We start from the raw sequence: 23746 nt of genomic DNA, 5'->3' as shown, positions 1-23746 counted from the left end.
GCCTATCGAATTTCTTAATAATAGTGTCCAATATGATTGACAAACCTACATATAAGTAATCAAAAAGAATCAATAAATAACGGAAATAAATAAAAATTATTTTTACATAATTCGACCGATATATAGATTTACTCTTTATAAGGCTTTGTACATCTAGTATATTTTAGACCGCTGATTTTTGTGCATTTGTAACGAAATTTTATAGAAAGTCGTTTTTGTAAGCTCGAAATTTGACTATGTTTTTAACTTACGCTATAATTAATTATAGAAAGAAAACAACAATTAAGGTCTTTCACATATATAATAATTTGCTAAAAAAGCGGAAAGGGGTAATTATGAAAAGAAATATTAAAAAGATAGTAGCAGGCATTATTGCCTCTCTTATTATAACTTCAAATAATACGTTTGCTGTATTTGCATCGAATAGTGAATATCTGGACGACGCAGCTAATGCATATATTGAACAGATAAAAGATCAGGATACGCTGACCAAGACAAAAAGCATTCTGAGTTATGCTTCCAAAATGGACGGCACAACCGAGAACTGCGTTACAGCGGCACTCAACGTATACAACTTATGTGAAGCAGCAGGAATAAGATGCCACGTTAGAACAAGTGCTAACAGTGATAGCTTTGGTGCTCAGAACCACGTTAACAACGTAATAGACGTTGACGGAACATCATATATCGCAGATGTAAGCATGGGTTCCAAGCATATTATTTTCTTTAAGGCAACAGAATACAAGTACTTTTACAAGGATACTGGCTTTTCAGACGGCAAGTTCGTATACAGAACAGGCAGCGATGGTAATTACATCGTTTCTGAGTGTCTTAAGTGGGACTATAATGACGTAGTTATTCCAACACAAACTGTCAATCCTTTAACCGGTGAAACAGTAAAAGTAACTGCAGTTGAACAAACAGAGTTCGTAGATTCAAACGCAGTAAGGAGCGTTTTATAACCTCAAGAGTCTTGAAAAGGTAACTCTTAATGATAAAATAACTTGTATTCCAGATCATGCATTTGCCGGTTGCGAGAAATTGGCTAACATTAATCTTGATAACATAGTATCTTACGGAACGGGAAGCTTTGCAAATACTAATGTCTCCAGTTTTATTCTAAAAACAGGGACATCACTTGGAGATGCCACATTTCATAGCAATCCTTCTCTTACATCACTTGTACTAAATGAAGATCTTACCAAAATTCCATATGGAATACTAATGGATTGCACTGGTTTGACAAGTTTGTATATACCAGCATCGGTGAAGGAAATAGACAAGCTGGCGTTTGCTGGTTGTAAAAATCTTATTCTAACCATTCCGGACTCGGTTGAGACTTTCAATTACAACTGCTTTGAAGATGTCAAAATGGTCTACTGCACATCCAACAGTGCCTGCGCTAAGTATTGTGAAGAAAACGGCGTAAAGTATAAGCTTACAGACGTTGCCCCACCAAATGCAAATGATTTTGAGGTAACTCTTTCTGAAGACTCTTTTGTATATAGCGGTTATGAGGAAAAGCCAGAGAATGTTACTGTATACTATAAAGGAAAAGAACTCTGGGGAGCAAGCCCATATGTGGATAATCCAGATTATTCGGTTCAGTATACGAACAATATAAATGCAGGAACAGCTTCCGTCGTTATAACCGGTATGGGTGATTATATCGGTACAAAGGTCGTTAACTATACGATCAATCCTCTTGTTCTCACAAGCAAGAGCTCAAGAATAAACTTCGCCGACGGTTCAATGGGACAGTATAAATGTACCGGCTCAGAGATAAAGCCAAAGATCAATGTGTTTAAGAGTGACAATGATACACGTCTGACTGAAGGCAAGGATTATACAGTATCCTACTCGGATAACATAAATGTAGGGACAGGAACTATAAAAGTAACCTTTATGGGTAACTATACAGGCTCCATTTCCAAAACATTTAAAATAACCCCAGCTCATCAGCACACATTTGGCTCTTGGAAAATAACAAAGGCCCCTACTTGCACAACTGACGGAGAGCAGAAGAGAAGCTGTACAAGTAAGGACTGCGGTTATTATACTGAAACAGCAACGATTCCAGCTAAGGGACATTCATATAAGATAACAAGTGAAGCCAATCCTTGCACCGGTGGTAAGGTAACATATACTTGTTCAAAGTGTGGTGACTCATATACAGAAGACGTTGCAGCTCAGGGACATAAGTATGTTGATACGGTTGTTGCTCCAACTTGCACAACTGGCGGATATACACTTCACACTTGTTCTGTATGTAAAAAATCTTACAAGGATAACGAAACTCAGCCAACTGGTCATAAGTATATAACTAATACAGTTGAAGCTACTTGTGAGACAGACGGATATACTGAAAAAAAGTGTTCTAATTGCGATTATTATACAAAAACCATTATTCCTAAGAAGGGACACACTCCTTCTTCCGAATGGACAGTAATAAAGCAGACTACTTGCGCTGAAGCTGGTGAGCAGGTAAGATACTGTACTACCTGCAACAAGATCATTGAAAGAAAATCCATAGATAAGCTTGCTCATACACCTGCAGACGAATGGATAATAACAAAACAGCCAACTTGTGCTGAGCCTGGTGAACAGGTAAGATACTGTACGATCTGTGGAAATGTCGCTGAAAAGCAGGAGATAACAAAGCTTCCTCATACGTCAAGTGATTGGATAATCGATAAGGAAGCGGCTCCGGGTATAGCAGGCTCCATGCATACAGAGTGTACAGTGTGCCATGAAAGGCTTGAAACGGCAACAATACCGGCTCTTGCTAGGATAGATATAAGTGAAGCAGACGCTACGCTTTCAACGTCAATATATGAATATGACGGTGGATATATGAAGCCTGGCGTTGTTGTAAAGCTAAACGATACATTACTTGTCGCAGGTAAGGATTATACTGTATCATATATCAATAATAAGAAGGTTGGTACGGCAACCGTGATCGTTAACGGAATTGTACAGTATACTGGTTCTATTTCAAAGACCTTTACTATAAATCCTGCAAAGCAGAACATTCAGAAGATTGAAACCAGATACGGCGGTTTCTTTGTGGACTGGGCTCAAAAGGGAAGTGCTACTGGTTATGAAATTCAGTATGCGACAAACTATGGCTTTACAAACGCTGAAACAAAGAGACTTACGGCAAATAAGCCGGATACAGTCACAATAAGCGGTCTTTATCGTGGACGCAATTACTTTGTAAGAGTACGTTCTTACACTATTGTAAGAGGTTCTACATACTATGGAGAATGGTCTCCTATAAAGAACGTGGTAACAGCGTCCAAGAATATGTCTTCTGTGTCTATCTCAAATATTTCTACCAAGAGTTTTACCGGTAAGGCTATTGCACAGTCAGCAAAGCTCAAGTATAAAAGAAGTACACTAAAAAACGGCAGAGATTACACGGTTTCATACAGCAGCAATAAGAATGTAGGCACAGCTACTATTAAGTTTACTGGCAAGGGCTCATATGGCGGTGTTGTAACTAAGACCTTTAAGATAAACCCTGCAAAGCAGAATATACAGAAGCTTAAGTCAAAGAGCAGATCATTCTTTATCGACTGGGCTCAAAAGGGAAGTGCTACTGGTTATGAAATTCAGTATGCGACAAATTCCAAGTTCAGCGGAGCTAAAAAGGTAACTGTTACAAACAACAAGACCGATAAAAAGACCATTTCCAAGCTGAGTGGCAAGAAAAAGTATTACGTTCGTGTAAGGTCCTACACAACTGTAAAGGGTAAAAAGTACTATGGTGCATGGTCCTCTACAAAGAGCGTCACTACTAAGAAATAACGCTTATTTCCTAATATTCTCCTTTATTATATTTTTAGGGTATGGGTTTTCGGACTCATACCCATTTTTCTTCATATACAAAGAAAAGCGGCACCCTCTTTTCAGAGGATGCCGCTTCTTATCTTATTTTTCGTTCCAATACATTTTTAGATAGTTTTCAGTTTCACTACAAAAAAACTACGCAAGATATTTTTTAGTGTGTTCTGTCTGCTTAAATAGAAGTCTGCCATCAGGCAATCTCTTGATATAAAGAACAAGAGGCATAGGTGTTTCGTCAAGCAATCCCAACCCTTTTCTAACGCTTTCACTATCGGGGTCAAAATACTGTAAAAACAGATCGTCTTTACCCCAGCATTGAGAAAGACTCTTTGCTTTTTCAAAGCTATATCCATTTTTGTCGCAAAAGTTTTTTATTTCCTGTGACCAGTCGTCAAATCTCTTACACATAGTATCACCCTTTCTCAAACGTGCGGAAATTTCCTTTGGAATCATAGATAACGCTACTGTTCTGTGAGAAGCATTTCAGTATCTCTTTATCACCTGTTGACGGCATCATAACGTTTATATCTATCCCGGGGTGCGTATGACCACTCCAACGATAGCCATGAGCTGCAAGTTTTTTAGCCTGTTCGATATCAAGATTTACCATTAAGGAATTACCACGAATTATGAGTCTATCCTTGCCCTTTGTGAACAATGCAAACTCATCTCCTGTGTGAGCAGTCAACGCCGAAAGATCAGCCATATTAACGCTTTTCTTATCGACTATTACTTTGCTGCCAAACTCAGAAAGCTTTTCGAGTAGATCCTTTTGGCAATTATTAAGCTAATACCAAAAGTAAGAACAGCGTTTGGATTGCCCTTACCTGTATGTTTCTGCTCAATAGGCAATTCAATAGTTTTTTCTATTGAATTTATCATTATATTTTCAACTACCTTTCTATCATTATACCTCTTTTCAAAGGATTCTGTCAAGTTTATTTTTCCTCTGTTGCTGACCTCAACAAAAGAAAAAGGTCAACAAAAAAGAGAGCATCTTATATTTAAGACACTCTCTACTGAAGACATATTAACTTGTATTTATATTATACCGCATAGCCGAATGACGCAGTATAATAAAACTTGACAAGTTACAATCAAAAGTCCATAAAAAAGTCCCTCGGCTAACCACCGAGGGACTTTCATTTATGTCAGAAAGATTACTTTGTCATTGCTGCAACTTCGTCAGCGAAGTTCTCTTCCTTCTTCTCTACGCCTTCGCCTCTCTCGAAACGAACGTACTCAACAACGTCGATCTTGCCGCCAAGCTTCTTAGCTACAGACTCAACGTACTTGCCAACAGATACCTTATCATCCTTAACGAATGCCTGCTCAAGGAGGCAGTTCTCAGAATAGTATTTGCCGATCTTACCGTCGATGATCTTGTGCTTAACCTGCTCAGGCTTGTTAGCCATCTTAGGATCCTCAGCCATCTGAGCCAGCATGATCTCTCTCTCCTTGTCAAGAGCGTCAGCAGGAACAGCCTCTCTGTTCAGATATGCAGGATTCATAGCTGCAACCTGAAGTGCACAGTCCTTACCAGCAGCAAGGAGCTCAGCATTGTCAGCTGCTATATCAGAATCAAGCTTTACCATAACGCCAATGCTGCCTGCACCGTGAACGTAAGGAACAAGAATGCCTTCCATTCTCTTGAATCTTCTGATTACCATGTTCTCTCTGATCTTGATGAACAGATCCTGAAGTGTCTCTTCAACTGTCTTGTCACCACCGCTGATCTTTGTTGCTTTAAGTGCGTCAACGTCAGCAGGGTTTGTCTCGATTACTGTATCAGCAACTGCTGCAACGAAAGCCTTGAACTCATCATTGTTAGCAGCAAAGTCTGTTTCGATGTTTACTTCAAGAACGCAGCCTACGTTGCCCTTAACTACAGCTGTGCAGATACCCTCTGCTGCAACTCTGCCGCTCTTCTTAGCCTGTGTAGCAAGTCCCTTTTCACGGAGAAGTGTTACTGCCTTTTCCATATCGCCGTCAGCTTCTACAAGAGCCTTCTTGCAGTCCATCATGCCAACGCCTGTTGCTGTCATAAGTTCTTTGATCTCTGCTACGGATACCTTACCCATTATTATTCCTCCTAGTGTTTTATATCGAAATAGGCAGACAAATATACTATAAATGCCTGCCTGAAATTTCAGCTCTTATTCAGCAGCCTCGTCAGCTTCTTCCACCTTATCTGCCTCTTCAGCGGACTCAGCGTCCTCACCCTGTCTGCCTTCGATTATAGCGTTAGCCATGCAACCAGCGATAAGCTTAACCGCTCTGATAGCGTCATCGTTACCTGGGATAACATAATCAACATCGTCAGGATCGCAGTTTGTGTCAACGATAGCTACTACAGGTATGCCAAGCTTCTTAGCCTCTGCTACAGCGATCTTTTCCTTTCTTGGGTCAACAACGAAAAGTGCGCCTGGAAGCTTCTTCATGTTCTTGATACCGCCCATGAACTTTTCAAGCTTTTCTATCTCAAGCTTCAGCTTAACAACTTCCTTCTTAGGGAGAAGGTCGAATGTGCCGTCCTCTTCCATTGTGTGGAGCTGCTCAAGTCTCTTGATTCTCTGCTGGATCGTCTTGTAGTTTGTCATCATACCGCCGAGCCATCTTGCATTTACATAATGTGCATTAGCTCTCAGTGCCTCTTCCTTGATAGAATCTCCAGCCTGCTTCTTTGTACCTACGAAAAGTATCTCTTCGCCATTAGCTGAGATGTCACGGATAAACATATAAGCTTCTTCAAGCTTCTTAACGGTCTTCTGAAGATCGATGATGTAAATTCCGTTTCTTTCTGTGAAAATGTATGGAGCCATTTTAGGGTTCCATCTTCTTGTCTGGTGACCAAAGTGTACACCAGCTTCAAGAAGCTGCTTCATTGATACTACTCCCATTGTAGTAACCTCCTGTTTGGTTTTAGATTTCTGCTTTTGCAGATGTTTTTATCCTCCGGACGGCTTTACTTGCTTTCACCTGTCTTATGGCAGGACCAACGGCAAAAACCTGTCCGTGCGAATTGCTTTAATATTATATCATATTTTCTATTTCATTTCAAGAGCTTTCGACAATTTATTTTAACAAATTTTCGATTTTTACAGTTCTGCTCTTTGTGCATACTGCACTATCGTTGAATTTTACAAGTATGGTATCTTCGCCGATAAGCTCGATATCCGAGCATTTTATGATAATATCCTCATCTCTTCCCATAATACCGAAAGCCCTTGGTTTGCCATAGACGATCAGTGAAACTATATTCGCTCCCTGAGTATCCATTTCTATATCATCAACATAGCCTATTTTCAGTCCTGTTCGCATATTGACGACCTCTTTATTTCGTAAGCTTGAAAAACTACATATCATGAAACCTTCCCCTTTCAAAAAAAGTGCATACCCTTTATAATAGGTATGCACTTTGGGGATCGTCCTATGTATGATCGTTTTTGTTTTTGTAATACATCTCCAACTGATCGTTATACAAATGCTTTATATATAAAGCTATGGTGTTTATGTACATTGCATTTGTAGGCTTTGTTCCGTTAGCAAGGCAACTTTCAAAAAGCATTTGCTTATCCACAGGCTTCATTTTTTCCCAGCCTGAAACTATAGCACTTCTTGTTGAGCGTTCAATAGCTGCAGTATTTTTTCCGTATTGTTTTTCAATGTCCTTATAAAGTTCGCCTATTTGTACTTTATTACCGTTATATTTGAATATAATAAGGAATATCATGTAGTAGATATGGTCATATCCTGAATGCTTTCGGTTTATGCCCGTTGATGTTATGATCCTATGTATCTCCTTTGAAATATTCTGTCTAAGGATATCAGGATCGACAGGTATCCTTTTTAGCTTGTCAAGCATATAGTGGCATACGTTCTTAGCGTCGTATGGCATAAGTATGTGCAGAATATCATCATAATCGAGAAGAATACGGATCGTTTCTGTGTCATCATAGGTGTAGATGTTATATATTATGGGATGAATGTCATCTTCATGAAGTATTTCACGAAAATGCAGAAGCTTTTTATATCCCAGCTTACAGCAGTCAATAACGATAACGTCAGGAGTATATTTTACAGCACCTATCTCAAGCTCTATTTCAGTATCACCGCATATATGGACCTTTGTACCATTGCGTTTCAGTTCCTCGGTCAACAGTTTATGCTGGCCGTCATATGACTCGGAAATAAGGACCGAATAATCAGTCAGCATACACTTCAACTCCCTTATGACGATTTAACATAACAACTCATATATATATTATATCAAATTTTTGGACTACAAGCAACTTTAATGGCACATTATTAATCAAATTGTTTCAAAAACGTGACCTTAATGTAATTGTATATAACAAAAATATTCATAAATGTCGATTTAACGTATTGCGACAGACGTTAGATACTTTTCTTGATGTGTTCCAATGCACCTTTTTCAAGCCGTGATACCTGTGCCTGAGAGATGCCAATATTTTTTGCTACCTCCACCTGAGTTTGTCCTTTGAAAAAGCGCAGGAAGAGTATATTACGTTCACGAGGCTGAAGCTCGCTCATGGCTTGCTTCAATGAAAGCTCTTCCAGCCAGCTTTTATCGTCACAGTTGTCGCTCACCTGATCCAATACATAAAGAGCATCGCCGTTGTCAGAATACACAGGCTCATAGAGTGAAACCGGGTCGGTTATGGCTTCAAGGGCAATGACCACCTGACTAGGCTTTTCGGTGATAGTGTCTGCTATCTGCTCAACAGTAGGCTCTTTCTGGTTTTCACATATGAGCTGTTCTTTCGCCTGCATTGCTTTATAAGCAAGGTCACGGAGAGAACGGCTCACCCTCATGGGTTGAAAATCACGAAGAAATCTTCTAAGCTCTCCTGCTATCATAGGCACAGCGTAGGTAGAAAACTTCACATCAAGAGAGGTATCGAAATTATCTATCGCCTTGATAAGCCCCACAACACCAACCTGAAAAAGGTCGTCAGGGGAGTCGCTTCGGCTCACAAACTTCTGCAAAACGCTCAGCACGAGCCTGAGATTGCCGTTTATAAGCTCCTCACGGGCTTTCTTGTCACCTGAATGGGCTTTTTTCAAAAGCTCCAGCTTTTCCGACTCTTTCAGCGTTTTCAGCTCATTGGTGTTAACTCCGCTTATCTCAACTTTATTGTACTGCATCGCACGCTCCTGTTAAAAAGCAGCATTTTATGCTGCCGTGATAATATAATTATTACCTTTCGATCAGGAACTATACAGATATTTTTCAGGAAAATCTGACCATAAAAAAATGCAGAGCCGTGTGACTCTGCATTAGTTCTATTCTTTTCTGTCGCTCTTGCGCTGATAGTAGACCGCTAGTATCGCTGTTATTATGGCTGATATGCAAAATGCCAACAGAAGCTTGTTGGATATTTTTCTGTTTATGAAATTCATTGTAGGGTTGAGTATATCCAATATCCAGAATACAATGAACATTCCCGCAAGTATTATCGTGATATGTGGGAGAATTTTGCTTAGTCTTTTCATTTTTATCCTCCTATATAGATAATGTCGCTGAGGTCACGTCCACCGCCGTCAGGAGCGTTCACAATGCTGTTGTTGAAGTACATCATAGCGGACTTTCCACCGTCAAGATTGAACGCAGACATACAGCCCTCATCGCTCATGATAGCCGCAAGCTCGCTGAGAGTTGCGCCCTTTGAGTAGCCTTCGTTTCTGCCGTCAACTGTCACGAAAATATAGTGGCCTGCCGACACACAGCCGATAGCTGAACGTGGATTTGCACTGTTAAGATATTTTGTTGTGTTGAACGTTTCAAGAACGTTGCCACTTCCGTCAAGAAGTGCAGGACCAAAGTTCCAAGCCTGCCATGCACCTTTTGCTATAACAGCGTCGCTGTCATATTCAGACGGGGAGTAGGTCTGCATTGTGCCGTCTGTGAACAGCACGCACACGTCTGCGTCGTTGACATCATCACGGTATTTTATACCGTTTCTTATAACGATACTGCGTTCTGAATTACCATAGAAATCACCGTTTATGGCGAAAAGAGCGTTGTTTTCCACCGCCATACTGAATACTGAGTCCTTGATGTTCTTACCGAATTCTCCGTCTGCAAAGGCGGCTTTTATCTCGCTTGCGCTTGTGACATAAACATCAGCCACAAAATAGGTTATCTTGTTGCTGCCATCACCGATAGATTTTTTGTATACTGTCACCTGAGCATTGTCAGTTGAAGCCGAGCCAAGCTCCTCAGAGGTTATGGCACCGTTTGTTATACTGCTTATAGCATTCTGGTCTGAACGATAGTCGGCAGTGTCCTGATTGCCCCAGTTTCTGTGGTTCGTCTGCTCAGTACGCAGTGTGGTTGTAGCCTTTTCTGCCTGCGGAGCTGTTGTGGTAACTGCAGGCTCGCTATCGTCCTGTGCTGTGCCTTCTTTCTGCGAGTTGTCAGCCGCATTTGGCAAGGTGAAGCTACCTTCTGCGGAGCTGTCAACTGTTGCGATCACTTCTCCCTTTACTCCTGAACTTTGCGGCATAACGTAGTCAAAAAGCATGAACACGCCTATCGCTGCCGCTGTAAGCACAACGTCTGTTATGATCATTGCCCAGACAGGCATTGGCTTTTTTGTCTTATTCGTCAATTTTTCTTTCCCTCTTTCTGAAAACAAAACTTTTTTGCGCCGCCCAGCTTATAAAGAAAAGCAGCACTTCTATAAGTATTTTGCTGATATATTTGTTGTGTATGAGATATTTCACACATAGCTCTAGCATTATTGTGTTTGCAGCTAGTATGAATGCGGCAAGCAGAAAGTATTTTGCGGCTGTCTTTACAATGCCTTCCTTATTTTTAAAGACGAACTTTTTGTTCATGGAAAAGTTGAAAATGGAGCTTATCACTCTTGCGCATATGTTAGAAAACGCTACGCTCCCGCTTATCATTGCGAAAATGCTGTAGAAAATATAGTCCACGCAGAAGCTAAGAAGTGATGAGCAGGAGAATTTCAGTATATCCTTGTATATCCTCCATGAGTCTTTGATAGGATTAAAATGTGATGACTCGTTTTTGCCAAGGTAAACTGTTTCGATAGGCACTTCATAGAATCTTATGCCTTCTCTTGCACATTCAAGTAGCATATTCATCTCAAACTCATATCTGTCACCGTTTACCGACAGCATAAAAGGTATGAGCTTTGAGGAAAAGCCACGCAAGCCCGTCTGCGTATCGCTTACCTTTACTCCTGCGGCAAATGAGAAAACGAATTTTGTGATGTTGTTGCCGAATTTGCTTCGAAGTGGTATCTTTCCTGAAAATCTGCGACAACCCATAATAAGCTTGTCAGGGGAGCTTTTCAGGGCTTCCGACACCCTTATTATATCCTCCACCTTGTGCTGTCCGTCTGCGTCTGCAATGACGATGCCCACAGTGTCGGCTTCATGCTCTTTTATGTATTCAAGTGCGGTTTTTATGCCACGCCCCTTGCCTTTGTTTACCTCATGGGTGAGAACTATGGCTTTTTTTGCGGCTTCGGCAAAAATCGGCAGCTTATCCTTGCCGCTGCCGTCATTAATGACAATTATATGAAAATCGGTCAATGAAGATATATCGTCAATAACAGCCAGCATTTTTTCATCAGGCTCATAAGCGGGTATCACCGCATAAAATCTATCTATCGCCAAGATATCTTCTCCTTTCATTTATCGTATGGTCTAAGTATATCACATATGCTTTAAAAATACAATAAAACTTCTGAAGAATTTATACATAGTTTATCTGTCGAAATTTTGCGAAAATGAAATTGTGTCAGTATTATTGACAAAATAATAAAAATGTCGTATAATAAAAGATACAATAAAAAATGTACAAATTAATTCAGCAAACGGAGGATTTGATTTCATGGAATATAGAGTTCTTGAAACACGTTCAGCCGATATTCTCACTAAGTACTACAGTAACGAGATAGACAGCTTTCTTAATGCCTGCCATGAAGACATTCTGTGGATAGGTCCCGCTGAGAAGCATGTGATACGCACCAGAAAGGCGCTTGTTGATGCTTTTTCGCAAGAAGAACACAAGCTTGAGTTTGTGCTCAGCGACCTAAAGGTGTTTTCCATAGGTCTTACTGAAAGATCCTGCGAGGTCATAATGTTTTTCATTTTGGATACGATTTGGCCTGACAGCAGTGTTGGGAGAGCAGATCAAAGGATACAGTTTTCATGGGTGAGTGAGAACGGCGAGGAAAAAATAAAGCTTTGTCACATTTCCAATGCCATTAAGTATGATGAACGTGACAGGATATATCCTGTACATTATGAAGAAATATACAAGAAAAATGTCTGTTCAGGTGAAAGGCGTACAAAGAGAGTGATAGTAAATGGCGTAGACAGGTCGCTTGTTTTTCTGGATAGGTCATGGATAGCTTATGTGGAAAGCAGTGGCAGTCACTGCGTCATATATACCATTGACGGCTCATTTGAATCAGTGCAGAGCCTTAAGGTGTTTGAAAGACGATATAGGGATATGTTTGTGCGCTGTCATGAAAATTATCTTGTAAATCCTGAATATGTAAGCCGTATAAGCCGTTACAGAATAGAACTTACATATGGCAAGGTGATCCCTATTTCTGAGAAGAATTATACTGCTGTGAAAACAAAATTATCCCATATAACATAAAAACTGGTGAACATTTTGCGTGTTCGCCAGTCTTTTAATCAGCATATTTTTTCTAAATTTCGCCGTATGGATTTTATTATCCGCTTTTCAAGTCTTGATATGTAGGATTGGGATATACCGACTTCATCAGCGACCTGCTTCTGGGTCATTTCTTTTTTGCCTGAGAGCCCGAATCGCATTTTCATTATCTGCTTTTCACGAGGGCAGAGCTTTTCGATCTCCTCCAGAAGAAGCTGTTTCTCAACTTCGCTTTCTATGCCCTTGTTCACGGTGTCGTCATCGGTGCCTAGAATATCGGATAAAAGCAGCTCGTTGCCGTCCCAGTCAACATTCAGCGGTTCGTCTATGGATATTTCATTTTTATACTGATTTGATTTTCTCAGAAACATAAGTATCTCGTTTTCTATGCACCGTGAAGCATAGGTCGCAAGCTTGATGTTTTTATCAGGACAGAAGGTGTTCACAGCCTTGATAAGCCCTATAGAGCCTATTGAGATAAGATCCTCTATGCCTGTGCCTGTTGACTCAAACTTCTTTGCTATATATACCACAAGCCTGAGATTATGCACGATAAGCAGTTCTCGGGCTTTTTTTGGGTCTGTTTCAAGAAGTTCAAAGGCTTTTTTCTCTTCCTCTTTGTTTAGGGGCGGCGGTAACGAATCTGCACCATTTAGGTAATCTATAGTTTCGGGGTCGTCTGAAAACAAACGGCTCAAAAATCTGTTCAGCCCTAGAGCAAGTGTTTTAAGTGTGGTCATTTGTATTCCTCCTGTATTATCCCAGCAATGCGGGGTTGAATATAGCCCGTGACTTTCCGTTCAGCGAGGGTTTTATGCCCACATAGCACCTGACGTTGTGTACACGGTCTTTATCGTCGATTATCTTTACGCTCCCTGCGGCGGTGATGTGGATAATTCCCTCTCCGCTGACAGTAGAGCAGGGGATAAGCCTGAAACCGCTTAGAGGGTCAGGCTCGTCACGGTCAAGGTCATAGTGATAGAAAAGCCTGTCACAGCAGAAAACCACCACCGGTGTGCCTGTGAAGCTGTCGCAAAGCCTGTTCCCACTGTCGCAAATGGCAGGAACTTTTACTATACAGCCACCATTTTCGTATATGGCTTCGTATTTTGCGACCCTGTTGAAACACCTGCGTGTGATGTTCTCATAAAGACAGAGCAGACCATATGCTATACCGCAGGCAAGGGCAAGCTTAAATAGAGAAATGTCAAAATACACGGTGAGGTTTCTGAAAAAAATCACCTTGCTCCCTGATACCTGCCAAAGGGTCACCACTATACCCGTGAAAACTGCGTCCACTGCACAGTATATGATAAAGTATCGAAGTAGTTGCCAAGGGTCTTTACACCCAAAGGCTATAAGCACTGTGAATACCGCACTGACAAGCTTTATCACAACAATAAGAACTGCAGTGAAATATCCTTTGCTGTCTATAGCCATAACAAGCGACGAAAGTCCTCCCACCGAGCAAGCTGTCAACAGCCGCAGCGGACTTATGACCTTGTGACATACCCTGCCTGTCGCTTCCAGCATGATAAGCGTCATAATGGCGTTTGTCACAAGGAGTATATCTATGTAAATTTTCATGGCGTTCCTCCCTTTGATATTATGATAGCACTGCTTGAATGGAAAAATTGTCGCAATGGGGACAAAAAAAGATCCGCCTTCCCCAAATGGGAAAGCGGATATGCTTATTTGATATCAAATTAGTCAGCAAAGAAAACTGAGAAAGCCTTATATGCCATATAAGTGTCTATCTTCGAGGTTATCTCAAATGGTGCGTGCATTGAAAGCACTGGTACGCCAACGTCGATAACGTTCATGTCAAGGTTTGCGATATACTGTGCGACAGTTCCTCCACCGCCGCCGTCTACCTTGCCAAGCTCGCCTGTCTGCCAAACGATGTTGTGTTCGTCAAAGAGTTTTCTTACTCTGCCCACAAACTCAGCAGAAGCATCGGAAGTGCCTGACTTGCCCCTTGCGCCTGTGAACTTTGTGGCAACAACGCCGTAGTTTATCTGTGATGAGTTTCTTATTTCAAACGGCTCTGAGAATGTTGGGTCATATGCCGCATTTACGTCTGCTGAAAGGCACTCGGAAGCAGAGATAACGTTTCTGCCCTCAAGTCCGTATACCTTTGCAAGGTCAGCAATGAAGTATGGCAGATATGAGCTGTTAAGTCCTGTGTTGCCGTCGCTTCCTGTTTCTTCCTTGTCTGTGAGTATGGTCATGCAGGTCTTTTTAGGGTCTTTGCATTTGAGGATAGCCTGCAAAGCTGTGTATGCACAAACTCTGTCGTCCTGACCATAAGAGCCTACCATGCTTCTGTCAAAGCCAACGTCCTGTGCTTTGAATGCAGGAACAGCTTCAAGCTCTGCGGAAACGAAATCGTCCTCTACGATGCCGTATTTCTCGTTAAGGATAGCCATTATGTTGAGTTTTACCTTGTTTGAAACAGCGTCATCTCTGAATGGTCTTGAACCTATGAGCAGATTAAGCTCCTCGCCCTTGATGAGCTGTGGAGCAGGTCTTTTCATCTGAGCGTCTGCAAGGTGCGGCAGGATATCAGTTACGCAGAAAACAGGGTCGTCCTTGTCCTCGCCGATATTTACCGTAACGCTTTCGCCGTCAGCCTTTATAACAACGCCATGAAGTGACATTGGAACAGTTGTCCACTGATATTTTTTTATGCCGCCGTAATAGTGTGTCTTGAACAGGCAAAGCTCCTTGTCCTCGTAAAGTGGGTTCTGCTTAAGGTCAAGACGTGGTGAGTCGATATGAGCGGCAGCAAGTCTGATGCCTTTTTCAAGACCGTCCTTGCCCATAACTGTAAGTATGATAGCCTTTCCTCTGTTTACAAAATAAAACTTGTCGCCGGCGTCATACTTCTTGCACTTTTCATAAGGCTTGAAGCCTGCTTTTTCAGCCTGAGCCACTGCCTCGATAACAGCCTCACGCTCTGTCTTTGCAGTGTTCAGAAAGCTTTTATAGCCCTCGCAGAACTTGTCTGCCTTTTTGATTTTCTCTTCGCTAAGGCGAAGTCCACCGTTTTTCTTATCCGAAAGAAGCTTTTCTGCAAGCTTTTCGCCCTCGGACTTTTCTTTCTTCTTGTTATCCATTGTAAAGTCCTCCTTTTAATGTATTCTTATTGAAACTGCGTTGCAATGGGCGGACACTGTTCGCCCCTGCGCATGGTTTTGCTTAACTGTTTTCTGTAATATCCCCATGACTGTTGAGTATATCCTTATAATTGTCATAGGCTTTGCGTATCTTGCGCACATAGTTTGAAGTCTGGTCATTTTCGTCAGGTATGTCGCTGACTTTGAAATTGTCAGGGTCAACAGTGCCGTTTTCTATCCAACTGTCAACAAGATTCATTCCGCAGTGATATGCCGCCGCTGTCAGCTCTACTGAACCGTCATACTTTTCCATAAGATAGCTGAGATAATATGTGCCATATTGGATATTAAGTTCAGGGTCGAACATATCGTCATAGGTGTTGTCACGCTGATCGTCAAGGCGATATTTTATCCAATCGTATGCGTCCTCCATAAGCTGCATAAGACCTCTGGCACCCACTGATGAAACAGCGTCCTTATTAAAGCCGCTTTCCACTTTTATTACAGAGAACACAAGCACAGGGTCGCACTTGTACTTGGTGCTGTATCTTATTACATACTCCTCATAATCTGTAGGATATGAAAAAGAGTTCGGAATATCCTTTGCCTTGTTGATTATCTGCTCGTGATAAAGATATGTGAGCCAGCCTATACCGCACAGCAGAAGTATGACTGCTATGAGTACGGGACCTTTTTTTATGTGCCTTTTCTTTTTACGCCTGCTGTTTTTTCCATTAGCCGCCATTATATCTTTCCTTTATTGTTTCTATGACCTCACAGGTCTTTTGGAATGTGTCATTCACAGAGCCGTTGTTCTCAATGACGAAATCGCTGTGAGCCTTGAAAAATTCCATAGTATGCTGAGAAGAAAAACGCTTTTTTGCAAGCTCCGCCGAAATGCCGTCCCTTTTGGTTATCCTTTCAAGCCTTATGCCAAAGTCTGCCACAACGCTTACGATAACACTGCAAAGCTTATCCGCACCTGCTTCAAAAAGGGTTGGTGCGTCAAGAAGAACAAACTCGCTCTCTGTGGCGTTTATCTTTTCGTCAATAAGCTTGTTTATAAAAGGGTATATGGTATCATTGAGCATTTGAAGCTTATTCTTATCTGAAAAAACTATCTCCCCGAGCTTCTGTCTGTCAAGAGAATAGTTCTCGTCAAAGCAGCTTGGGAAAAGCTTTGCAAGCTCTTTACAGCATTCGCTATCGGCGTTTGTGACTTCTCTTGCGACTATATCGCAGTTTATTATCTCAAAGCCATTTTCTCTGAAAGCGTCCGATATAGTTGTCTTGCCTGCACCGCTTTGACCTGTAAGCCCTACTACTGTTTTTTTCACAGTTTCACCACCTGAAAGCCTGCGGCTCTTAAAAGTCGGTTATACACTGCAAGCCCCACGCCGTCTTTGTTAGGACAGCGTGCAAAAACTTTCTTTGCACCTATATCGTCAAGCTCTCTGAGAACGTCAAAAAGCTCTTTTGCCTGTTCCTCGTCATTTGCGCCATAGCAGATATGCGGGATATCAAGCCCATCACAATCGTTGTCAGTGAACACCATAAGAGTGGTGTCATTGTCAGCGTGAGTTTTCACATATTCTCTGAAAGCTTCAAGACTGCTGTCAATGATAGTCACATCAGCCTTTGGGGCATAGTGCTTGTATTTCATACCAGGGGAGCGAACTTTTATGTTCTCACCCAGCTTTTCCAAAACGCCCTTGTCGATAAGAACGTTCGGGGTGATCTCCATAAGATCCTCGGCTGAGATAAAACCAGGTCGCAGAAGTCTGATGCCGTCTTCGCCTTCAAAGCTTATAACAGTTGATTCAACGCCCACTCCGCAAGCTCCGCCGTCTATTATGGCGGGTATCCTGCCGTGCATATCGTTAAGGACGTGCTGTGCTGTTGTAGGCGACGGGCTGCCCGAAAGGTTAGCCGACGGTGCGGCGATAGGGAAGCCGCAGGCTGAGATAAGCGCCCTTGCCACCTTATGTGACGGCATTCTTATGCCCACTGTGTCAAGTCCTCCGCTCGTTACCATTGGTATTTTTTCAGACTTTGGCATTATCATTGTGAGAGGTCCTGCCCAAAATTTTTCTGCGCACTTTACAGCAAGGGGCGGTATCTTATCCACAAGTCCCTCAAGCTGAGAAATGTCAGATATATGCACTATTAGAGGATTGTCGGCAGGTCTGCCCTTTGCGGCGAATATTTTTCTTACAGCCGCTTCGTCAAAAGCGTTCGCCGCAAGACCATATACAGTTTCCGTCGGCATACCAACGACTTCACCCTGTGAGAGCAGCTTTGCGGCATATGCTATGCTGTCCTCGTCAGTGCCAAGTATTTTTGTGTCAAACATTTTTTATTCTTCTTCCTGACTTGCAAGCTTGGCAGCCTGATCGGCTGTTGCAAGTGCGTCGATTATTTCATCAAGTGCGCCGTTAAGCACCTGTTCAAGTCTGTAGATAGTAAGACCGATTCTGTGGTCGGAAATTCTTCCCTCAGGATAGTTGTAAGTTCTTATTCTTTCGGAACGGTCACCTGTTCCCACCTGTGAACGTCTGTTGTCTGCGATCTCCTTGTTCTGAGCCTGAACTTTTTGGTCAAGAAGTCTTGAACGGAGGACTTTCAGAGCCTTTTCCTTGTTCTTGAACTGTGAACGCTCGTCCTGACACTCAACTACCATACCTGTAGGCAGATGAGTTATTCTGATAGCGGAAGATGTCTTGTTGATGTGCTGTCCGCCTGCGCCTGATGAACGGAACACGTCTATTTTCAGGTCTTTTTCTTCATTCAGGTCAAGCTCCACCTCATCAGCCTCTGGAAGCACGGCAACTGTAACAGTAGACGTGTGAACTCTGCCCTGTGACTCAGTTTCAGGTACACGCTGAACTCTGTGTACTCCGCTTTCGTATTTAAGTCTTGAATATGCTCCCTCGCCTGACACGCTGAAAGTTATTTCCTTATAGCCGCCAAGCTCTGTTTCGTTGGCGTTCATGACTTCTATAGTCCAGCCCTTTGAAGCGGCATACATTGAATACATTCTATAAAGAGAGCCTGCAAACAGCGCAGCTTCCTCACCGCCTGCTCCGCCTCTTATCTCTATGATAACGTTACGCTCATCGTTAGGGTCTTTCGGCAGCAGAAGAAGCTTAAGCTCTTCCTCAAGCTTAGCCATATCTTCCTTGGACTCCTCAAGCTGCATCTGCACCATTTCCTTGAAGTCCTTATCCATTCCGCCTGCGTCAAGAAGTTCGAGAGCCTCGTCATTGGCAGCCTTTGCCTTTTTGTATTCGCCGAACTTTTCAACTATCGGCGTAAGTGTCTTGTATTCTTTCATAAGGCTCGTATACAGTGAAGTGTTGTTTACAGTTTCAGGCTGCATGAGCTTTTCGTTTATTTCATTGAATTTATCTTCGAGTGCTTTGAGTTTTTCAAACATAGTTATATTCTCCTGTCATTTTTATTTCATATCATACATTTGTTATATATCATAAATTGCGAGAATAGCTATGACTCAGCCTCTCTGATAATAGTTTTTACGTTCTTTTCGGCTTTGCTGCGTACTATCATGAACTCTCGTCCGCAGCCCTCGCAGCGCAGCTTGAAATCCATGCCTGAGCGCAGAACTATCATTCTGTTGCTGCCGCAGGGGTGACTTTTCTTCATTACAAGAATATCGCCTTTTACAATATCCATTTTGCACCACTTTCCTTTCTTAAAAGGTGAAGCAGAGCGAATACTCTGCCCATACATCGTTATTATAACACATTTCTCCCTTTATTGCAATAGCGGAGAGGGCGGTTTTATTGCTGTACAAATATTATAGTCCGTATATTTGATTTTTGTTGCATTGTTACAAAAACGACATTATAAGAAGCTGAATTTACAAAATGTTCATTGAATGATCTGTTGAAAAGTGTTAATATTAGATTGTTCAAATTTGAAATATCTAATATTGGAGGTTTGACAATGAACGATAATATGACAACAGCAACGCATATGTTTGATCATTCAAAGAAGCTTGCAGAAGCATATGAAAAAGTCATGCAGCCCCTTTGTAAAAAGCTCGATATGCCAAAGACGGCGCTTGACGTGCTCATGTTCCTTGCGAACAATCCTGAGTTCAACACAGCGGGTGATGTGTGTAGATATAGGAATATCAAGGCGGCGCTTGTGTCTTTCCATGTAGAAAAGCTTGTGGAAGCAGGCTTTGTTGAAAGGCAGGCGGTAAAGGGCGACAGAAGAAAATGCCGTCTGGTCTGCACAGAAAAGGCCCAGCCTGTTATAAAAGAGGGCAGAGAGCTACAGAAAAAGTTTGCACAAAAGCTTATCGAGGGCTTTTCGGACGATGACATGGCGCATTTCAGAAAATGCCTGCATATCGTCAGCGACAATATAGACAGCATTATTAAAGAATGTTTGTAGAAGGAGGTAACAACTATGATAAAACTGCTTAAAAAGATGGCAAAGCGTGAGGTGCTTATGGCTGTTCTCTGTACGATCCTTGTGCTGGGACAGGTGTATTTTGACCTGACGCTGCCTGACTATATGACTGACCTGACCATGATGCTCAACACGGCAGGCAGTGAAACTTCCGATATTCTGAACGTCGGACTTAAAATGCTTGGCTGTACCCTTGCCAGTGCCGCTCTTGCTATCGGCTGCGGCTATCTTTCCGCAAAGACTGCCTCAGGATTCAGCTACACTGTAAGAGAAAAGCTTTTTAACCACGTTATGGATATGGGCAGCGAGGAGATGCAGGACTTTTCTATACCTAGTCTTATAACAAGGACAACAAACGACATTACACAGATACAGATGATAATATCAATGGGCTTGCAGATGATAATAAAATCGCCTATCATGGCGGTTTGGGCTGTTATAAAGATACTTGGCAAGAGCTGGGAGCTTTCGGCTGTGACTGCGGCGTTCGTTGTGGTGATATGCGTATTCGTTCTTGCAGTTATGGCGACCTGCATACCACGTTTTCGTATCGTTCAGAAGCTAACTGATAAGATAAACCGTGTGGCAAGAGAAAATCTCACAGGTATAAACGTTGTTCACGCTTTCAATGCTGAGAAATATCAGAACGACAAGTTCGATGTTCCAAGTAAGGAGATGATGAACACACAGCTTAAAAACCAAAGAATGTTCGCACTTATGATGCCAGTTATGAATATCGGAATGAATGGTCTGACCCTTGCTATCTACTGGCTTGGTGCAGTGCTTATCCAGCAGATAGCCCTGACGGCCGTTCAGGACAGGATAACGCTTTTCAGCAACGTTGTTGTTTTCAGCACATATGCCACATACGTTGTAATGTCGTTTATGATGCTCGTTATGATATTCATGATGCTTCCTGCGGCTCAGGTATCAGCAGAGCGTATCAACGAAGTGCTTGAGCGTGACGTGAACATAAAAGAGGGAAGCGTCAGCGAAGGCAATGAGCAGGGTACTGTGGAATTTAAAAACGTTTCTTTCAGATATCCTCATGCTTCTGAAGACGAGCTGAGCAACATAAGCTTCAAGATAAACAAGGGTCAGACCCTTGCCATAATCGGTGCAACAGGAAGCGGCAAGACAACGCTTATAAGCCTTATTCCAAGATTTTATGACGCAACAGAGGGCGAAGTTCTTGTTGACGGAGTAAACGTAAAAGACTACAAGTTTGACACCCTTTATGACAAGCTTGGATATGTCACACAGAAGGCTGTGCTTTTTGCAGGAAGCATAAGAGAAAACGTATTTTTCGGCGAAAGTGCCGCTCCTGAAACTGACGAGGAGCTTAAAAACGCTATCGGGCTTTCTCAGGCGGAGGAGTTTGTGGATAAGCTTCCTGATGGCACAGAGCATATGATATCTCAAATGGGCAGAAACGTCTCAGGCGGACAGAAGCAGCGTTTGTCTATTGCAAGAGCGCTTTCAAGAAAGCCTGAGATACTTGTATTTGACGATTCTTTCTCAGCCCTTGATTACAAGACAGACGCAAAGCTCAGAGAGGGTCTTAACGAGAAACTTAAGGACACAACAAAGATAATCGTTGCGCAGAGAATAAGCACTATCCGTCATGCAGACAAGATAATAGTCCTTGACCGTGGCGAAGCCGTGGGCATGGGTACTCATGATGAGCTTATGAAAAACTGCGACGTATACAAAGAGATAGCGCTTTCACAGCTAAGTGCGGCAGAGCTTGCATAGAAAGGGGGACTGCACAATGAGAAAATACGAAAAGGCTAGTAAGGGCGAAATGGCGTCCGCTATGAAAAAAATAATAGAGTATATGAAAGGCAGTGTAGGTATCGTTGCAGTGGCATTGGTTCTTGCGGCGCTTGGTGCGGTGCTGACTATCATAGGGCCTGACAAGGTGGGTGAGATAACCGACCTTATGGCAGACGGACTTATGACAGGCATTGACCTTAAAGCGGTGGCAAGGGTAGGAATTTTCCTTGGGGCGATATATATTTCAAGCTCGCTGTTCACATTCATTCAGCAGTATATAATGGCGACAGTCACCCTGAAAATGTCATACAGAATGAGAAGCGACCTTTCAAGAAAGATAAACTGCGTTCCACAGAAATATTTCAATTCTCATTCGCAAGGCGATATCCTCAGCCGTATCACAAATGATGTATCAACTTTACAACAGGGCCTTACAAACAGTCTTCCGACCATAATCAGTGCGGCGGCACAGTTTGTGGGCTGTCTTATAATGATGTTCGTTACAGAATGGCGACTTGCACTCATCTCACTGTTCATCACATTCTTCGGACTTTTCCTGATAGTTTTCATAATGTCAAAGTCACAGAAGTTCTTCCTAGACAGACAGGAAAGCCTTGGTAAGCTCAACGGCTATGTTGAGGAGATGTATTCGGGTCACGAGGTAGTAAGGATATCCCGTGGAGCAGATAATGTAAAGAAACATTTCGCCGGACTTAACGAAGCTGTATACAACGCAAACTGGAAGTCACAGTTTCTGTCAGGCATCATGCAACCGCTTATGAACGTTATCGGAAACCTTGCATACGTTGCGGTATGTGTTTTCGGCTCGATGCTCGCTCTTAACGGCACTATCACATTCGGCGTTATAATATCGTTCATTCTTTATGTAAGACTTTTCACATCGCCTCTTGGTCAGATAGCTCAAGGCATGACAAATATGCAGACAGCTTCCGCTTCAGCTCAGAGAATATTTGACTTTATCGAAAGCGAGGAACTTTCAGACGAGAGCGACAAGAGCAGTGAAATGCCTGAGGTAAAGGGCAACGTAAGTTTTGAAAATGTACGTTTCAGCTATCCTGATACTCCTGACAAGGTGATAATAAAGAACTTTTCCGCAGAGGTAAAGGCAGGTCAGAAGGTGGCTATCGTTGGACCTACCGGTGCAGGTAAGACCACAATGGTAAATCTGCTTATGAGATTTTTCGAGATAAACAGCGGAAGTATCTCCATAGACGGCACGCCTATCTCACAGCTGAGCCGTGAAACTGTCCACAATATGTTCAGCATGGTTTTGCAGGACACATGGCTTTTTGAGGGCACTGTGAGAGAAAACCTTGTTTACAACATGGAGGGCATAAGCGACGAGTCCCTTGAAAGAGTGTGCAAAGCCTGCGGTCTGGATAAGTTCGTTCATACGCTCCCTGAGGGCTTTGATACAGTGCTTTCAGAAAGCGTGGCAATATCCGCAGGACAGAAACAGCTTCTCACTATCGCAAGGGCAATGCTCCAGAATGCGCCTATGCTCATACTTGATGAAGCCACATCTTCTGTCGATACGAGAACGGAGCTTCTTATCCAAAGGGCAATGGATAAGCTTACAAAGGGCAGAACGAGCTTTGTTATCGCACACAGACTTTCGACTATCAAAAACGCAGACCTGATACTTGTTATGCGTGACGGCGACGTTATCGAAAGCGGAAACCATGAAACTCTTATGGCAAAGGGCGGATTTTATGCCGAGCTTTATAACAGCCAGTTCGATCAGGCTTCATAAAGCAGGCTTTTATATGCAAAGCACACGGCTTTTACGGCTGTGTGCTTTGTGCTTTTTTTACTAAAATGGGTGTGACAGTGGTGTGGCTGTATTGAAAAATGACAA

Annotated in this window: 25 protein-coding genes; 6 read left to right on the top strand and 19 right to left on the bottom strand. The window is 42.4% G+C overall.

Annotated features, from left to right (window positions below):
• Positions 1-335 precede the first annotated feature (335 nt).
• Together DWW81_RS09535 and DWW81_RS09530 are read left to right on the top strand one after the other, a co-directional pair.
• The gene (locus DWW81_RS09535; RefSeq protein WP_117897594.1) at positions 336-962 is read left to right on the top strand and encodes a hypothetical protein; all 627 of its coding nucleotides are present in this window, start codon (positions 336-338) and stop codon (positions 960-962) included.
• A 37-nt stretch (positions 963-999) separates the two neighbouring features.
• Positions 1000-3810, top strand: coding sequence for a leucine-rich repeat protein (locus tag DWW81_RS09530; RefSeq protein ID WP_347502992.1), 2811 nt, complete (start codon positions 1000-1002; stop codon positions 3808-3810).
• Positions 3811-3987: 177 nt separating this feature from the next.
• On the opposite strand, the gene DWW81_RS09525 is transcribed toward DWW81_RS09530, so the two are convergent.
• The 11 genes from DWW81_RS09525 to DWW81_RS09475 all read right to left on the bottom strand — a co-directional run bounded on the left by DWW81_RS09525 (position 3988) and on the right by DWW81_RS09475 (position 11538).
• Positions 3988-4257, bottom strand: coding sequence for a hypothetical protein (locus tag DWW81_RS09525; protein WP_147338979.1), 270 nt, complete (start codon positions 4255-4257; stop codon positions 3988-3990).
• A gap of 4 nt (positions 4258-4261) precedes the next feature.
• Positions 4262-4555: a hypothetical protein gene (locus tag DWW81_RS09520; RefSeq protein WP_117897591.1), complete on the bottom strand. Its 294-nt coding sequence runs from the start codon at positions 4553-4555 to the stop codon at positions 4262-4264.
• Positions 4556-4578: 23 nt separating this feature from the next.
• On the bottom strand, positions 4579-4785 hold the full coding sequence (locus DWW81_RS09515) for a hypothetical protein (protein ID WP_117897590.1): 207 nt from the start codon (positions 4783-4785) through the stop codon (positions 4579-4581).
• Between the two features lie 224 nt (positions 4786-5009).
• On the bottom strand, positions 5010-5930 hold the full coding sequence (gene tsf / locus DWW81_RS09510; protein ID WP_022287299.1) for a translation elongation factor Ts: 921 nt from the start codon (positions 5928-5930) through the stop codon (positions 5010-5012).
• Between the two features lie 75 nt (positions 5931-6005).
• Positions 6006-6749, bottom strand: coding sequence for a 30S ribosomal protein S2 (rpsB, locus tag DWW81_RS09505; protein WP_117897589.1), 744 nt, complete (start codon positions 6747-6749; stop codon positions 6006-6008).
• 175 nt (positions 6750-6924) lie between these two features.
• Positions 6925-7215 carry a YlmC/YmxH family sporulation protein gene (locus tag DWW81_RS09500; protein ID WP_038671581.1) on the bottom strand — a complete coding sequence of 97 codons (291 nt, stop codon included), beginning with the start codon at positions 7213-7215 and terminating at the stop codon, positions 6925-6927.
• Positions 7216-7279: 64 nt separating this feature from the next.
• Positions 7280-8065 carry a sporulation initiation factor Spo0A C-terminal domain-containing protein gene (locus tag DWW81_RS09495; RefSeq protein ID WP_117856298.1) on the bottom strand — a complete coding sequence of 262 codons (786 nt, stop codon included), beginning with the start codon at positions 8063-8065 and terminating at the stop codon, positions 7280-7282.
• 182 nt (positions 8066-8247) lie between these two features.
• The gene (gene sigG, locus DWW81_RS09490) at positions 8248-9018 is read right to left on the bottom strand and encodes an RNA polymerase sporulation sigma factor SigG (protein ID WP_117863719.1); all 771 of its coding nucleotides are present in this window, start codon (positions 9016-9018) and stop codon (positions 8248-8250) included.
• A 138-nt stretch (positions 9019-9156) separates the two neighbouring features.
• Complete coding sequence (locus tag DWW81_RS09485; RefSeq protein ID WP_038671587.1) at positions 9157-9366, bottom strand: hypothetical protein; 210 nt, start codon at positions 9364-9366, stop codon at positions 9157-9159.
• A 2-nt stretch (positions 9367-9368) separates the two neighbouring features.
• On the bottom strand, positions 9369-10484 hold the full coding sequence (locus DWW81_RS09480) for a phosphodiester glycosidase family protein (RefSeq protein WP_242989601.1): 1116 nt from the start codon (positions 10482-10484) through the stop codon (positions 9369-9371).
• Positions 10474-11538 carry a bifunctional glycosyltransferase family 2/GtrA family protein gene (locus tag DWW81_RS09475; protein WP_243004734.1) on the bottom strand — a complete coding sequence of 355 codons (1065 nt, stop codon included), beginning with the start codon at positions 11536-11538 and terminating at the stop codon, positions 10474-10476. The genes DWW81_RS09480 and DWW81_RS09475 overlap by 11 nt, the downstream gene beginning before the upstream one ends.
• A gap of 199 nt (positions 11539-11737) precedes the next feature.
• Here DWW81_RS09475 and DWW81_RS09470 point away from each other — a divergent pair, with 199 nt between their 5' ends.
• Positions 11738-12514 carry a LytTR family DNA-binding domain-containing protein gene (locus tag DWW81_RS09470; protein WP_117897588.1) on the top strand — a complete coding sequence of 259 codons (777 nt, stop codon included), beginning with the start codon at positions 11738-11740 and terminating at the stop codon, positions 12512-12514.
• A 38-nt stretch (positions 12515-12552) separates the two neighbouring features.
• On the opposite strand, the gene sigE is transcribed toward DWW81_RS09470, so the two are convergent.
• The 8 genes from sigE to DWW81_RS09430 form a co-directional block, all read right to left on the bottom strand.
• Entirely contained in the window at positions 12553-13272 is a 720-nt protein-coding gene (gene sigE / locus DWW81_RS09465) for an RNA polymerase sporulation sigma factor SigE (RefSeq protein ID WP_051706493.1), read from the bottom strand.
• A gap of 16 nt (positions 13273-13288) precedes the next feature.
• On the bottom strand, positions 13289-14119 hold the full coding sequence (locus DWW81_RS09460) for a sigma-E processing peptidase SpoIIGA (protein WP_117897587.1): 831 nt from the start codon (positions 14117-14119) through the stop codon (positions 13289-13291).
• Between the two features lie 119 nt (positions 14120-14238).
• Positions 14239-15651 carry an aminopeptidase gene (locus DWW81_RS09455; RefSeq protein WP_117897586.1) on the bottom strand — a complete coding sequence of 471 codons (1413 nt, stop codon included), beginning with the start codon at positions 15649-15651 and terminating at the stop codon, positions 14239-14241.
• An 82-nt stretch (positions 15652-15733) separates the two neighbouring features.
• Positions 15734-16396, bottom strand: coding sequence for a lytic transglycosylase domain-containing protein (locus DWW81_RS09450; protein WP_117856303.1), 663 nt, complete (start codon positions 16394-16396; stop codon positions 15734-15736).
• On the bottom strand, positions 16386-16988 hold the full coding sequence (gene coaE / locus DWW81_RS09445) for a dephospho-CoA kinase (protein WP_046440356.1): 603 nt from the start codon (positions 16986-16988) through the stop codon (positions 16386-16388). The genes DWW81_RS09450 and coaE overlap by 11 nt, the downstream gene beginning before the upstream one ends.
• Positions 16985-18004, bottom strand: a complete 1020-nt coding sequence (locus DWW81_RS09440) for an L-threonylcarbamoyladenylate synthase (protein ID WP_117897585.1) — start codon at positions 18002-18004, stop codon at positions 16985-16987. The genes coaE and DWW81_RS09440 overlap by 4 nt, the downstream gene beginning before the upstream one ends.
• Positions 18005-18007: 3 nt before the next feature.
• Complete coding sequence (gene prfA / locus DWW81_RS09435; RefSeq protein WP_117876181.1) at positions 18008-19087, bottom strand: peptide chain release factor 1; 1080 nt, start codon at positions 19085-19087, stop codon at positions 18008-18010.
• Between the two features lie 68 nt (positions 19088-19155).
• Complete coding sequence (locus DWW81_RS09430) at positions 19156-19344, bottom strand: DUF951 domain-containing protein (RefSeq protein ID WP_022287283.1); 189 nt, start codon at positions 19342-19344, stop codon at positions 19156-19158.
• A gap of 273 nt (positions 19345-19617) precedes the next feature.
• Between DWW81_RS09430 and DWW81_RS09425 the strand changes: the two genes are divergently transcribed.
• From DWW81_RS09425 to DWW81_RS09415, 3 genes are read left to right on the top strand one after another with little or no spacing between them, the layout of a single operon-like run.
• Positions 19618-20073: a MarR family winged helix-turn-helix transcriptional regulator gene (locus tag DWW81_RS09425; protein WP_117897584.1), complete on the top strand. Its 456-nt coding sequence runs from the start codon at positions 19618-19620 to the stop codon at positions 20071-20073.
• Between the two features lie 15 nt (positions 20074-20088).
• Positions 20089-21846: an ABC transporter ATP-binding protein gene (locus DWW81_RS09420; protein ID WP_117897583.1), complete on the top strand. Its 1758-nt coding sequence runs from the start codon at positions 20089-20091 to the stop codon at positions 21844-21846.
• A 16-nt stretch (positions 21847-21862) separates the two neighbouring features.
• Positions 21863-23641 (top strand): ABC transporter ATP-binding protein, encoded by a 1779-nt coding sequence (locus DWW81_RS09415; protein ID WP_117897582.1) that lies wholly within the window; start codon positions 21863-21865, stop codon positions 23639-23641.
• Positions 23642-23746: the final 105 nt, after the last annotated feature.

The sequence above is a fragment of the Ruminococcus sp. AF17-1AC genome (assembly GCF_003461385.1).
GTDB classification, from domain to species: Bacteria; Bacillota; Clostridia; order Oscillospirales; family Ruminococcaceae; genus Hominimerdicola; species Hominimerdicola aceti.
This window is presented reverse-complemented; position numbering and strand designations above follow the sequence as displayed.